This window comes from Streptomyces sp. NPDC002730, assembly GCF_042888805.1.
In the GTDB taxonomy this organism is placed as follows: Bacteria; Actinomycetota; Actinomycetes; order Streptomycetales; family Streptomycetaceae; genus Streptomyces.
The window spans coordinates 158,725-171,751 of the sequence record NZ_JBIAQG010000006.1 but is presented as its reverse complement, the minus strand read 5'-3'; the positions used below and the strand labels follow the sequence as shown (position 1 = coordinate 171,751).

Annotated in this window: 13 protein-coding genes; 9 read left to right on the top strand and 4 right to left on the bottom strand. The window is 69.2% G+C overall.

Annotated elements, in window-relative coordinates:
* Nucleotides 1–6: 6 nt before the first annotated feature.
* From ACFYXH_RS17105 to ACFYXH_RS17065, 9 genes are all read left to right on the top strand, one after another.
* Nucleotides 7–1,218 carry a phosphoglycerate kinase gene (locus ACFYXH_RS17105; protein ID WP_389563281.1) on the top strand — a complete coding sequence of 404 codons (1,212 nt, stop codon included), beginning with the start codon at nucleotides 7–9 and terminating at the stop codon, nucleotides 1,216–1,218.
* 7 nt (nucleotides 1,219–1,225) lie between these two features.
* A complete protein-coding gene (gene tpiA / locus ACFYXH_RS17100) occupies nucleotides 1,226–2,014 on the top strand; it encodes a triose-phosphate isomerase (protein ID WP_389563280.1) in 789 nt (262 codons plus the stop codon).
* Between the two features lie 107 nt (nucleotides 2,015–2,121).
* Complete coding sequence (secG, locus tag ACFYXH_RS17095; RefSeq protein ID WP_326649177.1) at nucleotides 2,122–2,358, top strand: preprotein translocase subunit SecG; 237 nt, start codon at nucleotides 2,122–2,124, stop codon at nucleotides 2,356–2,358.
* Between the two features lie 135 nt (nucleotides 2,359–2,493).
* Nucleotides 2,494–2,829, top strand: a complete 336-nt coding sequence (locus ACFYXH_RS17090; RefSeq protein WP_078947476.1) for an RNA polymerase-binding protein RbpA — start codon at nucleotides 2,494–2,496, stop codon at nucleotides 2,827–2,829.
* A 103-nt stretch (nucleotides 2,830–2,932) separates the two neighbouring features.
* Nucleotides 2,933–4,144 carry an MFS transporter gene (locus tag ACFYXH_RS17085; RefSeq protein WP_389563278.1) on the top strand — a complete coding sequence of 404 codons (1,212 nt, stop codon included), beginning with the start codon at nucleotides 2,933–2,935 and terminating at the stop codon, nucleotides 4,142–4,144.
* A 51-nt stretch (nucleotides 4,145–4,195) separates the two neighbouring features.
* Complete coding sequence (gene pgi / locus ACFYXH_RS17080; protein ID WP_389563276.1) at nucleotides 4,196–5,845, top strand: glucose-6-phosphate isomerase; 1,650 nt, start codon at nucleotides 4,196–4,198, stop codon at nucleotides 5,843–5,845.
* 4 nt (nucleotides 5,846–5,849) lie between these two features.
* A complete protein-coding gene (locus tag ACFYXH_RS17075) occupies nucleotides 5,850–6,350 on the top strand; it encodes a PH domain-containing protein (RefSeq protein WP_389563274.1) in 501 nt (166 codons plus the stop codon).
* Entirely contained in the window at nucleotides 6,347–7,900 is a 1,554-nt protein-coding gene (locus tag ACFYXH_RS17070; protein WP_389563272.1) for a PH domain-containing protein, read from the top strand. Before ACFYXH_RS17075 ends, ACFYXH_RS17070 begins: the two co-directional genes overlap by 4 nt.
* Nucleotides 7,897–8,307, top strand: coding sequence for a DUF3052 domain-containing protein (locus ACFYXH_RS17065; protein ID WP_389563271.1), 411 nt, complete (start codon nucleotides 7,897–7,899; stop codon nucleotides 8,305–8,307). The genes ACFYXH_RS17070 and ACFYXH_RS17065 overlap by 4 nt, the downstream gene beginning before the upstream one ends.
* A 225-nt stretch (nucleotides 8,308–8,532) precedes the next feature.
* On the opposite strand, the gene pgl is transcribed toward ACFYXH_RS17065, so the two are convergent.
* From pgl to tal, 4 genes are read right to left on the bottom strand one after another with little or no spacing between them, the layout of a single operon-like run.
* Nucleotides 8,533–9,315, bottom strand: a complete 783-nt coding sequence (pgl, locus tag ACFYXH_RS17060) for a 6-phosphogluconolactonase (RefSeq protein ID WP_389563269.1) — start codon at nucleotides 9,313–9,315, stop codon at nucleotides 8,533–8,535.
* Nucleotides 9,312–10,355 carry a glucose-6-phosphate dehydrogenase assembly protein OpcA gene (gene opcA / locus ACFYXH_RS17055; protein ID WP_389563267.1) on the bottom strand — a complete coding sequence of 348 codons (1,044 nt, stop codon included), beginning with the start codon at nucleotides 10,353–10,355 and terminating at the stop codon, nucleotides 9,312–9,314. Before opcA ends, pgl begins: the two co-directional genes overlap by 4 nt.
* Nucleotides 10,352–11,884: a glucose-6-phosphate dehydrogenase gene (gene zwf, locus ACFYXH_RS17050; RefSeq protein WP_389563266.1), complete on the bottom strand. Its 1,533-nt coding sequence runs from the start codon at nucleotides 11,882–11,884 to the stop codon at nucleotides 10,352–10,354. The genes opcA and zwf overlap by 4 nt, the downstream gene beginning before the upstream one ends.
* 5 nt (nucleotides 11,885–11,889) lie before the next feature.
* Nucleotides 11,890–13,008 carry a transaldolase gene (gene tal, locus ACFYXH_RS17045; RefSeq protein WP_389563264.1) on the bottom strand — a complete coding sequence of 373 codons (1,119 nt, stop codon included), beginning with the start codon at nucleotides 13,006–13,008 and terminating at the stop codon, nucleotides 11,890–11,892.
* Between the last annotated feature and the right edge of the window lie 19 nt (nucleotides 13,009–13,027).

The following is a 13,027-nucleotide window of genomic DNA, read 5'->3' as shown; positions in this document are numbered from 1 at the left end:
CTATTCATGAAGACGATCGACGAACTTCTCGCCGACGGGGTCGCCGGCAAGCGGGTATTCGTCCGCGCCGACCTCAATGTGCCGCTCGACGGCACCACCATCACCGACGACGGCCGTATTCGAGCTGTTGTGCCGACTGTCGCCAAGCTTGCCGAGGCGGGCGCGCGCGTCGTCGTCGCCTCTCACCTGGGCCGTCCCAAGGGTGCTCCGGACCCGGACTTCTCGCTCGCCCCGGCCGCGAAGCGCCTCGGTGAGCTGCTCGGCGCCGAGGTCGCGTTCGCGACCGACACCGTCGGCGCTTCGGCCAAGGCCGTCGTCGCGGGCCTCGCCGACGGCCGGGTCGCCGTTGTCGAGAACCTCCGCTTCAACGCCGGTGAGACGTCCAAGGACGACGCGGAGCGCGGCGCTTTCGCCGACCAGCTCGCCGAGCTCGCGGATGTGTACGTCGGCGACGGCTTCGGAGCCGTACACCGCAAGCACGCTTCGGTGTACGACCTGCCCGCCCGCCTGCCGCACGCCGCCGGCTACCTCATCGCCACCGAGGTCCGAGTTCTCAAGAAGCTCACCGAGGAGGTCGAGCGCCCCTATGTCGTGATCCTCGGTGGCGCCAAGGTTTCCGACAAGCTCGGTGTCATCGACTCGCTGCTCGGCAAGGCCGACCGCATCCTCATCGGCGGCGGCATGGCCTACACCTTCCTCAAGGCCAAGGGCTACGAGGTCGGCATCTCCCTCCTCCAGGAGGACCAGATCCCGACCGTCACCGAGTACATGGAGCGCGCCGAGAAGAACGGCGTCGAGCTGGTGCTTCCGGTCGACGTCCTGGCCTCGAGCGAGTTCCCCGACCTGAAGACCAAGGCCCCGGCCGACTTCATCACGGTCGACGCGGACAAGATCCCCGCCGACAAGGAGGGCCTGGACATCGGCCCGAAGTCGCGCGAGCTCTTCGCGTCGAAGATCGCCGACGCCGAGACCGTCTTCTGGAACGGTCCGGTCGGCGTCTTCGAGCACCCCGACTACGCCGAGGGCACCAAGGCCGTGGCTCAGGCGCTGCTCGACAGCAACGGCTTCACCGTCGTCGGCGGCGGCGACTCGGCCGCTGCCGTACGCACGCTGGGCTTCGACGAGAACGCATTCGGCCACATTTCCACCGGTGGTGGCGCCAGCCTCGAGTACCTCGAGGGCAAGACGCTCCCCGGCCTCGCCGCACTGGAGGACTGACCCCCTTATGACTGATATTGCTCAGGGCCGTTTCCCGTTCATGGCGGGCAACTGGAAGATGAACCTCAACCACCTCGAGGCCATCGCGCACGTCCAGAAGCTCGCCTTTGCCCTGGCGGACAAGGACTACGACGCCGTCGAGGTCGCCGTCCTGCCGCCCTTCACCGACATGCGGTCCGTACAGACCCTGATCGACGGCGACAAGCTCAAGATCAAGTACGGCGCCCAGGACCTCTCGGCGCACGACGCCGGTGCGTACACCGGTGAGATCTCGGGCTCGATGCTGTCCAAGCTGAAGTGCACCTACGTCGTCGTGGGCCACTCCGAGCGCCGGCAGTACCACGCCGAGACGGACGAGCTCTGCAACGCCAAGGTCAAGGCGGCCTACAAGCACGGCCTGACCCCGATCCTCTGCGTCGGCGAGGGCCTGGACATCCGCAAGGCGGGCAACCAGGTCCAGTACACGCTGGCGCAGCTCGACGGCGGGCTGAAGGACATCCCGGCCGAGCAGGCCGAGTCCATCGTGATCGCGTACGAGCCGGTGTGGGCCATCGGTACCGGCGAGGTCGCGACCCCCGAGGACGCGCAGGAGGTCTGCGGGGCGATCCGCGGGCGTCTTGCCGAGCTGTACTCCCAGGAGCTGGCCGACAAGGTCCGCATCCAGTACGGCGGCTCGGTGAAGTCCGGGAACGTCGCCGCGATCATGGCACAGCCCGATGTGGACGGTGCTCTGGTGGGTGGTGCGTCGCTGGACGCCGAGGAGTTCGTCAAGATCGTCCGGTTCCGCGACCAGTAAGTATGCGGTAGCGCGGATCCGTCGTACCCTTGCGGGGGCCGAGCAGGCATCATGGAAATGCCACTCGGCCCCCGTCATCCATTCAGTCCGAGGAAGTTGGTCCAGCCGTGATTGTCGGGTTCTCGATTGCCCTGATCGTCTTCAGCCTGCTGATGATGCTGCTGGTGCTGATGCACAAGGGGAAGGGCGGCGGTCTCTCCGACATGTTCGGTGGCGGTATGCAGTCCTCGGTCGGTGGTTCCTCGGTCGCCGAGCGCAACCTCGACCGCATCACTGTGGTTATCGGTCTGCTGTGGTTTGCGTGCATTGTCGTACTTGGTCTGCTGATGAAGCTGGACAGCTGACCCACGCCTTCCGCGTCCCGGGGTCGGGTGTAACTCCAATCACTGGACGAGCGTTGGGCCTTACGTAGACTGGGGCACTCGCGGCGCAGCCGCTGTGAGACGCTGTGCAGCACCATCACGCAGGGAGTTACGACCGTGGCAAGTGGCAACGCGATCCGGGGAAGCCGGGTCGGAGCGGGGCCGATGGGCGAGGCTGAGCGAGGCGAGTCCGCGCCACGCCTCCGCATCTCCTTCTGGTGCTCCAACGGGCACGAGACGCAGCCGAGCTTCGCCAGTGACGCACAGGTCCCGGACAACTGGGACTGCCCGCGCTGCGGGTTCCCGGCCGGTCAGGACCGGGACAACCCGCCGGACCCGCCGCGCACCGAGCCGTACAAGACGCACCTCGCGTACGTACGCGAGCGGCGCAGCGACGCGGACGGCGAGGCGATCCTCGCCGAGGCGCTCGCCAAACTGCGGGGCGAGATCTAGAAGTTGCGGTCCGGCCGGACACCCAAGGTGCCCGGCCGGATTTTTTGCTTCGGTGTCAGTGGCACCCCTTACGGTTCTGAATCACGGACCGGAAGGGGATGTTGTGACGGCGACCGAAGCGGCACAGGCGCGAACACCCGCATGGCGCGGGGGGTTCGGACGGCTGTGGACGGCCGCCGTCGTCTCGAAGTTCGGCGACTCGCTCCAGATCGCCGCGATGCCGCTGCTCGCCGCCTCACTGACCGACGACCCGCTGCTGATCGCCTCGGTGACGGCGTGCGGCTATCTGCCCTGGCTGCTGTTCGGACTGCTCGGCGGCGCGGTCGCCGACCGGGTGGACCAGCAGCGGGCGATGTGGGCCGTCGATCTGCTGCGGGGCGCGCTGATGGCCGCCTTCGCCGTCGCGGTGTGGCTGGATCTGGGCTCGATGGCCCTGCTGTTCGGACTCGCCTTCGCGCTCACCACGCTCCAGACGCTCTTCGACAACGCAGCCACCGCCCTGCTGCCCTCGCTGGTGCCGGCCGAGGCGCTGGGCAGTGCCAACGCCAGGCTGATGACCGCACAGCAGATCGTCGGCGGCTTCCTGGCCGCGCCGGTGGTACCGGTGCTGCTCGTGGTGGGCGCCGCCGTGCCGTACGCGGCGGATGCGGCGACGTATGTCGTGGCGGCGGTCCTCGTCGCCTCACTGCGGGTCACTGCGCCATCGAGGGCTAGCGGAGCGGCGGGCAGCACCCTGCGCGGCGAGATCGGGGAAGGGCTGCGGACCCTGTGGCGGGACCGCGCGCAACGCGGACTCTGTATCGCCACCACCCTCTGCAACATCGGCATGGGCGCCCTCATCGCCACCCTCGTCGTCCATGTCACCGGCTGGCTGGACGCCGGGAACGGCGGGTATGCGGCGGTGATCACGGCCGTCGGGGCGGGCAGCGCGGTCGGCGGTCTGCTGGCCCGCAGGCTCTCCGAGCGCTTCGGCCGAATACGGAGCGTGTTCGCCGCCGGGATCGTGCAGACCGGATGCCTGGTCGCGATGGGATCGGTGCGCGAGCTGTGGGTGACGATCACCGCGATGGCGGTCTTCGGGGTCATGGGCATGGTGTGGAACGTCAATCGGACGACGCTGATGCAGGAGCGCAGTCCGGCGGCGATGCTGGGCCGGATCAGCTCCGCCTTCCGTACGCTCGCGGTCGCCGGAGCCCCGCTCGGCGCACTGCTGGGCGGTGCGGCGGCCGCCGCCTGGGGACCGAACACACCCGCTCTGCTGGCGGCCGGACTCTTCGTGTCGGCTGTCGCGTCGCTGACCCCGCTGATCAATTAGGTTGGAGACGCAGTGGGGCATGCAGGCAGGTACGAGAAGAAGTGGGCTGAGATGAACGCAGAAGGCCGTACCAGGCTCAACCAGACGCCCGAATGGACTGCTCTCGGCAAGCACCGCGAGCAGCTGGGGGAGACGCATCTGCGGGAGCTGTTCGCGGCCGATACGGCGCGCGGCACCGGGTACACCCTCCAGGTCGGCGATCTGTACCTCGACTACTCCAAGCATCTGGTGACCGACGAGACGCTGGCGTTGCTGCGCGAGCTGGCCGTGGCCACCGACGTATCCGGGCTGCGGGACGCGATGTTCCGCGGTGAGAAGATCAACACCACCGAGGACCGCGCCGTTCTGCACACGGCGCTGCGCGCCCCGCGTGACGCCGTGATCGAGGTGGACGGCGAGAATGTGGTGCCCGCGGTGCACGCGGTGCTCGACAAGATGAGCGCCTTCTCCGACCGGATCAGGTCGGGCGAGTGGACCGGGCACACCGGCAAGCGCATCAAGAACGTCGTCAACATCGGCATCGGCGGCTCCGATCTGGGCCCGGCGATGGCGTACGAGGTACTGCGCTCCTACACCGCACGCGAGCTGACGTTCCGCTTTGTGTCGAACGTCGACGGGGCCGATCTGCACGAGGCCGTAAGGGACTTGGACCCGGCCGAGACGCTCTTCATCATCGCCTCCAAGACCTTCACCACCATCGAGACCATCACCAACGCCACATCCGCCCGCGACTGGCTGCTCACCGGTCTCCAGGCCGGCCAGGAGGCCGTGGCCAAGCACTTCGTGGCGTTGTCGACGAACGCCGAGAAGGTCGCCGACTTCGGCATCGACACGGCGAACATGTTCGAGTTCTGGGACTGGGTCGGCGGGCGGTACTCCTACGACTCCGCCGTCGGCCTCTCGCTGATGATCGCGATCGGTCCGGACCGCTTCCGGGAGATGCTCGACGGCTTCCACCTGGTCGACGAGCACTTCCGTACGGCCCCGGCGGAGGCCAATGTGCCGCTGCTGCTGGGCCTGTTGGGGGTCTGGTACGGCGAGTTCTTCGACGTGCAGACGCATGCGGTGCTGCCGTACTCCCACTATCTGAGCAAGTTCACCGCCTACCTCCAGCAGCTCGACATGGAGTCCAACGGCAAGTCCGTGGACCGCGAGGGCAATCCGGTGGACTGGCAGACCGGTCCGGTGGTCTGGGGCACGCCCGGCACCAATGGCCAGCACGCGTACTACCAGCTCATCCACCAGGGCACGAAGATGATCCCGGCGGACTTCATCGGCTTCGCCAATCCGGTCGCGGGCCTGGCGCCGGGTCTGGTCGCCCAGCACGATCTGCTGATGGCCAACTTCTTCGCGCAGACGCAGGCGCTCGCCTTCGGCAAGACCCCGGAGGAGGTACGGGCGGAGGGCGTGCCCGAGGAGCTGGTGCCGCACAAGACGTTCCGGGGCAACCACCCGACGACGACGATCCTTGCCGAGCAGCTGACGCCGTCCGTGCTGGGGCAGTTGATCGCGCTGTACGAGCACAAGGTGTTCGTCCAGGGCGCCATCTGGAACATCGACTCCTTCGACCAGTGGGGCGTCGAGCTCGGCAAGGTTCTCGCGAAGAAGATCGAGCCGGTGCTGACCGAAGGAAGGGGCGAGCAGCTGGACAGCTCGACCTCGACGCTCGTCGCCAAGTACCGCACGCTACGCGGTCGTTGAGCAGATGACGGGGGAGGGTGCGGTACGGCTGAGACCGCCGGACAACACGCTCAATGAGCGGGTCGTCGGCTGGTGGCGAGTGCAGTGGCTGCTGACGACCGCCGTACCGGTGGCGGTCCTGGCCGTGCTGGGCGCACTGATCGCGCCCGCACGGCCGTGGCTGCTGACGGTCGCCTGGGTGCTGGGGGCGCTGGGCCTGGCCTGCACCGCCTTCTTCCCCGCGTGGTGGTTCCGGGTGCATCGCTGGGAGGTCACGGACGAAGCGGTCTATGTCCGTACGGGCGCGTTCTGGCAGGAGTGGCGGATCGCACCCATGTCCCGGATCCAGACCGTGGACACGCTGCGCGGGCCGCTGGAACAGGCGTTCAGGCTCGCCACGGTCATCGTCACCACCGCCTCCTCCAAAGGTGCGATCAAGATCGAGGGGCTCGACCATGAGTTCGCAGCGGAGCTCGCCGAGCAGCTGACCCGGATCACCCAGGCCACGCCCGGGGACGCGACATGAGTTCCCCGCAGGACGGCTGGCGGCGACTCGACCGGCGTACGGTCCTGGTCACCGCGCTCGTCATGGCGGGCGTGGCCGCGGGCGCCGGGCTGCCCATCGCCCTCGGCCTCGCGGGCGCCATGCCGCTGTGGCAGGCGTTCGGCCGGGTGCTGGCCGGGGCGCTTCTGCTCATCGCCGCGGGCACGGGCGCGGACTACGTACGGTGGCGCCGGACCCGCTACCGCATCGGCCCCGAGCGCGCCGAACTCCACACGGGACTGCTGCTGGTCAAACGCCGTTCGCTGGCCCGTGAGGGCATCCGCAGCGTCGATCTGACCGCCAACCCGCTGCTGCGTGTCCTCGGCCTGGTCAAGGTGCGTATCGGCACCGGCGAGCACAGTGCGGGCGGCGAGTCCACGCTGGAGCTGGACCCGGTCAGCAGGGCGGACGGCGAGCGCCTGCGCAGGGAGCTGCTGGCGCGGGCCGTCGACCCGTCCGGCACCCACCGCGAGGGCACGCTCGCCGCACTCGACCCGTCCTGGATCCGGTATGCGCCGGTCTCCTTCGTCGCCCCGCTGCTGGGCGGCGCGGCGGTCGGCGGTGTGATGCAGGTCAGCGAGTGGTTCGGGGCGCAGGGCAAGGTCATCGACTGGGTCGGGGACCGTTTCCGGGACACCCCGGTCGTCTGGATGCTCGTGGTGCTCGTTGTCGCGGCCGGGGTCGCGGGCGTCGTCGGCGCTCTCGGCCTCTGGATCGAGATGTGGTGGAACTACCGCCTGGAGCGTGAGCCCGGCGGCACGTTGCGGGTGCGGCGTGGTCTGTTCACCGCCCGCTCGATCTCCATAGAGGAGAGGCGGCTGCGCGGCGTCGAACTCGTCGAGCCGCTGGGCGTGCGGATGTTGGGCGCCGCCCGGGTGGACGCCGTCGCCACCGGGCTCGTCAAGGACGACGATGACAAACACGCGGACCTCAAGGTGCTGCTGCCGGCTGCGCCGCGTGCGGTGGCCGACGAGGTGTCCGCGCAGGTGCTGCGCGAGACCGTGGCCCCGACGAGCGCGGCCCGGCTGATCGGCCACCCACGGGCGGCGCGCACCCGCCGGCTGCGATGGGCGCTGGCGGCGTCGCTGCCGCCGGTGCTGGTGCTCGCTGTCCTGGGCGCCCGCGTCACTCCCGTCCTGCTGTATCTCGCGGCCGCCTGCGCGGCGGTGGCGGTGCCGATCGCGGTGATCCTCGCGCTGGACGCGTACCGCAACCTCGGCCACGGCATCAGCGGCGCCTATCTGGTCGCCCGCTCCGGCACGGTCCGTCGCGCGACGGTCGCGCTGCAGCGGAGCGGGGTCATCGGCTGGACGCTGAAGCAGTCGGTCTTCCAGCGTCGGGCCGGAGTGCTGACACTGACGGCGACGACGGCCGCGGGGGCCGGGGCCTATTCGGTGTACGACGCGGCGGAGGGCGAGGGCCTGGCCTTCGCCGCGGAAGCGGTACCGGGGCTGCTGGAACCGTTCCTGATACGGGAGGAGCGGACGACGGGCTGCGGTGCGGCCGAGGACGGCGCGACAATCCCCGTATGACCACATCCGGCTACTCGGGCACTCCGCTGGCCAAGAAGCTCGGCATCAAGCCGGGCCAGCGCGTCGCGCTCAGACACCGGCCCGGGGACTGGACGATTCCCGAGCTGCCCGAAGGTGTCAGGGTCGGCGAGCGCGGCTCGCGGGACGCCGATGTGACGCTGGCCTTCTACCGTACGTACGGTGATCTGGCAGCCGATGCGACGACGCTCGTCGAGCACCTGGCGGACCCGGCGATGCTCTGGATCGCATGGCCGCGCAAGGCCGCCGGCCATAAGAGCGACATCACCGAGAATGCGCTGCGGGACCTGTTCCTCCCGCTCGGCATCGTCGATGTGAAGGTCGCCGCGCTGGGGGAGGACTGGTCCGGGCTGAAGTTCGTGCGGCGCGTGGAGAACCGGGCGGGGTGAGCGCCTGCGGCGGGGCTTGTTCCGCTACCCGCCCCTTCCCCGTGACGGGGGGCTGCGCCGCCAGACCCCGGACGCCCTTCCGCCCTCAGGGCGTAGGGGAGTGTCCTCAAACGCCGGACGGGCTGGCTTTTCCCGCCCGTTGGGCAGGGAAAACCAGCCTCGTCGGCGGGAAAGTTCAGCCTCGCCGGCGATTGAGGCGCGGGGTCCGGGGCGGAGCTCCCACGGTCAGGGTGACGCCGGCGGGTACAGGCCGCGCGGCAGCTGTGCGGCCGCCGCGGCGTCCAGCAGCCACAGCGTCCGGCTGCGTCCGTACGCTCCTGCCGCGGGAGCCTGCACCTCGCCCGCGCCCGACAGCGCGATCCTCGCCGCCTTCGCCTTGTCCTCGCCCGCCGCCAGCAGCCACACCTCGCGTGCCGCGCGAATCGCCGGGAGCGTGAGCGAGATACGGGTCGGCGGCGGCTTCGGCGCGCCGTGGACGGCGACCACCGTGCGCTCCGTCTCACGGACCGCAGGCAGTTCCGGGAAGAGCGACGCCACATGCGTGTCCGGGCCGACGCCCAGCATCAGTACGTCGAACGTCGGCACCGGGCCGTGGTCCTCCGGGCCCGCCGCGGCGGCGAGTTCGGCTGCGTACGAGGCAGCGGCCGCGTCCGCGTCGTTGCCGTACTCGCCGTCCGACGCGGGCATCGCATGCACCCGGGCCGGATCCAGCGACACCCTGTCCAGCAGAGCCTCGCGGGCCTGCGTGACATTGCGCTCCGGGTCGCCCTCCGGGAGAAACCGTTCGTCGCCCCACCACAGTTCGAGCCGCGGCCAGTCGATCGCGTCCCGGGCCGGTGAGCTGTCGAGGGCGGCCAGCAGGGCGTTGCCGTTGCGGCCGCCCGTCAGGACCACCGACGCCGAGCCGCGCGCGGACTGGGCGTCCACGATCTTCGTGATCAGCCGGGCCGCGGCGGCCTGCGCCATCAACTCCTTGTCACGGTGGACGACGAGTTGCGGAGCACTCACTTGGCCGCCGCCTTCTTGGCCGGAGCGGCCTTCTTGGCGGCGGCGGAGGAGGCGGGCTTGGCATCGGACTTCGCCGCACCGGCCTTCGACGTATCGTCAGCCCCGTTGTCCGCCGGAGTGGCCAGCCGGTCCACGCCGAACCGCAGCGCCGACGCGTAGATGTCGTCCGGGTCGAGCCGCCGCAGTTCCTCCGCCATCAGCTCTGCCGTCTCACGCCGCTGGAGCGCCACCGCCCGGTCCGGCTGGCCCTGGATCGACAGCGTCGCCAGCGAGCCGTCCGCCCGGTCCAGCACGATCGGACCGCAGGAGGTCTCCATCCGTACGGCGGTGAGGCCGGGACCGGCGGAGAACGAGCGCTTCACCGGCACCTTCAGCCGGTCCGCGAGCCACATGGCGAGCAGCTCGCAGCTCGGGTTGAACTCCTCGCCCTCCACCTCCGCCGCGGTGACCTCGCAGCTGACCTGGTCCAGAGCGGCCGCGAGCATCGAGCGCCACGGCGTGATCCGGGTCCAGGCCAGATCGGTGTCGCCGGGGGTGTACGCCTCGGCACGCCCCGCCAGCTCCTGCACCGGCTGCTCGGAGGCGTACGTGTCCGTCACCCGGCGCTGTGCCAGCGCGCCCAGCGGGTCCTTGGCCGGGTCGGTCGGCGCGTTCACCGGCCACCAGACCACCACCGGCGCGTCCGGCAGCAGCAGCGGCAGCACCACCGACTGGGCGTGGTTGATGACCTCGCCGTACAGCCGCACGACGACCGTCTCGCCGGTGCCCGCGTCAGCGCCCACCCGCACCTCGGCGTCCAGGCGTGCCTTCGCCCGGTCGCGCGGCGAACGCGAGACCCGCTTGATGACGACGAGCTTTCGCGAGGGGTGCTCGCGGGACGCATCGTTGGCCGCCTTCAGCGCGTCGTAGGCGTTCTCCTCGTCGGTGACGATGACAAGGGTGAGCACCATGCCGACGGCCTGCGTGCCGACGGCCCGCCGCCCCTGCACCAGCGCCTTGTTGATCTTGCTGGCTGTGGTGTCCGTAAGGTCGATCTTCATGGCCGACGCCAGCTCCGTCCGTCTCGTGCGAGCATTTCGTCCGCCTCGACCGGACCCCAGGTCCCGGCCGGGTACTGCGCCGGCTTGCCGTGCTTGTCCCAGAACTGCTCGATCGGGTCGAGGATCTTCCAGGACAGCTCGACCTCCTCCACGCGCGGGAAGAGGTTGGAGTCGCCGAGCAGGACATCGAGGATGAGGCGCTCGTACGCCTCGGGGCTGGACTCCGTGAAGGACTCGCCGTACGCGAAGTCCATCGAGACGTCCCGCACCTCCATCGAGGTGCCGGGCACCTTCGAGCCGAACCGCAGGGTCACGCCCTCGTCCGGCTGGACGCGGATGACCAGGGCGTTCTGGCCCAGCTCCTCCGTGGCCGTGTGGTCGAAGGGGGAGTGCGGGGCGCGCTGGAAGATCACCGCGATCTCCGTGACACGGCGGCCGAGCCGCTTGCCGGTACGGAGGTAGAACGGGACTCCGGCCCAGCGGCGGTTGTCGATCCCGAGCTTTATGGCCGCGTAGGTGTCGGTCTTCGACTTGGGGTCGATGCCGTCTTCCTCGAGATAGCCGACGGCCTTCTCGCCGCCCTGCCAGCCCGCCGCGTACTGTGCGCGCACCGTGTTCTTGGACAGATCCTTGGGCAGCTTCACCGCGCCCAGCACCTTGGTCTTCTCCGCCGCGAGCGCGTCCGCGTCGAAGGAGGCGGGCTCCTCCATCGTGGTCAGCGCGAGCAGCTGGAGCAGGTGGTTCTGGATGACGTCACGGGCGGCGCCGATACCGTCGTAGTAGCCGGCGCGGCCGCCGATGCCGATGTCCTCGGCCATGGTGATCTGGACGTGGTCGACGTACGACCGGTTCCAGATCGGCTCGAAGAGGGTGTTGGCGAAGCGCAGCGCCAGAATGTTCTGGACGGTCTCCTTGCCGAGGTAGTGGTCGATCCGGAAGACCTCGTTGGGCGGAAAGACCTCGTGCACCACCTGGTTGAGCTCCTGGGCGGAGACCAGGTCGTGGCCGAACGGCTTCTCGATGACCGCGCGACGCCAGGAGCCTTGCTTCTGGTCGGCGAGCCCGTGCTTCTTGAGCTGCTGGACAACCTTCGGGAAGAACTTCGGCGGTACGGAGAGATAGAACGCGAAGTTGCCGCCGGTGCCCTGCTTCTTGTCGAGGTCCTCGATGGTCGACTTCAGCTGCTCGAAGGCGTCGTCGTCGTCGAAGTTGCCCGGGACGAAGCGCATCCCCTGGATGAGCTGCTGCCAGACCTCCTCGCGGAACGGCGTACGGGCGTGGGCCTTGACGGCGTCGTGGACCTCCTGTGCGAAGTCCTCGTCCTTCCACTCACGGCGGGCGAAACCGACGAGCGAGAAGCCCGGCGGCAGCAACCCGCGGTTGGCCAGGTCATAGACGGCTGGCATCAACTTTTTACGTGACAAATCGCCCGTGACACCGAAGATGACCAGGCCCGACGGCCCCGCGATACGCGGGAGCCGTCGGTCTGCGGGGTCACGGAGCGGGTTGGCTCCGCTGAGACCGGACAAGTTGGTCAGCCCTCCGAAGGAGCGAGGCGCTTGAGCTCGGCCTCGGTCGAGTTGAGGAGATCGTTCCAGGACGTCGCGAACTTCTCGACGCCCTCGTCCTCGAGCAGCTGCACGACCTCGTCGTAGGAGATCCCGAGCTTCTCGATGGCGTCGAGCTCGGCGCGAGCCTGCTCGTACGTGCCGCGCACCGTGTCACCGGTGATCTGACCGTGGTCGGCGGTGGCCTCCAGCGTGGCCTCCGGCATGGTGTTCACCGTGCCCGGGGCGACCAGCTCGTCGACGTACATCGTGTCCTTGTACGCCGGGTCCTTGACGCCGGTCGAGGCCCACAGCGGACGCTGCTTGTTGGCCTGCGCCTTGTCGAGCGCGGCCCAGCGGTCGCTGCTGAAGACCTCTTCGTACGCCTGGTACGCGAGACGGGCGTTGGCCAGGGCCGCCTTGCCGCGGGCCTCCTTGGCCTCCGGGGTGCCCAGGGCGTCGAGCCGCTTGTCGATCTCGGTGTCCACACGGGACACGAAGAAGGACGCCACGGACTGGATCTTGGAGAGGTCCAGGCCGGCGGCCTTCGCCTTCTCCAGACCGGCCAGATAGGCGTCCATGACCTCGCGGTAGCGCTCCAGCGAGAAGATCAGCGTGACATTGACGCTGATGCCCTTCCCGATGACCTCGGTGATCGCCGGCAGGCCGGCCTTCGTCGCCGGGATCTTGATGAGCGTGTTCGGACGGTCCACCAGCCAGGCCAGCTGCTTGGCCTCGGCGATGGTCGCCGCGGTCTTGTGGGCCAGGCGCGGGTCGACCTCGATGGAGACCCGGCCGTCCTGGCCACCGGTGGCGTCGAACACCGGTCGCAGGATGTCGGCGGCGTCGCGGACGTCCGCCGTCGTGATCATCCGTACGGCTTCCTCGACGGTCACCTTGCGCACGGCGAGGTCGGCGAGCTGCTGCTCGTAACCGTCACCGCTGCTGATGGCCTTCTGGAAGATCGAGGGGTTGGTGGTGACGCCCACGACGTGCTGCTGGTCGATCAGTTCGGCGAGATTGCCGGACGTGATCCGCTTGCGCGACAGGTCGTCGAGCCAGATCGCGACGCCTTCGTCGGAGAGGCGCTTGAGTGCGTCTGTCATGAGAGTTGCATCTCCTACT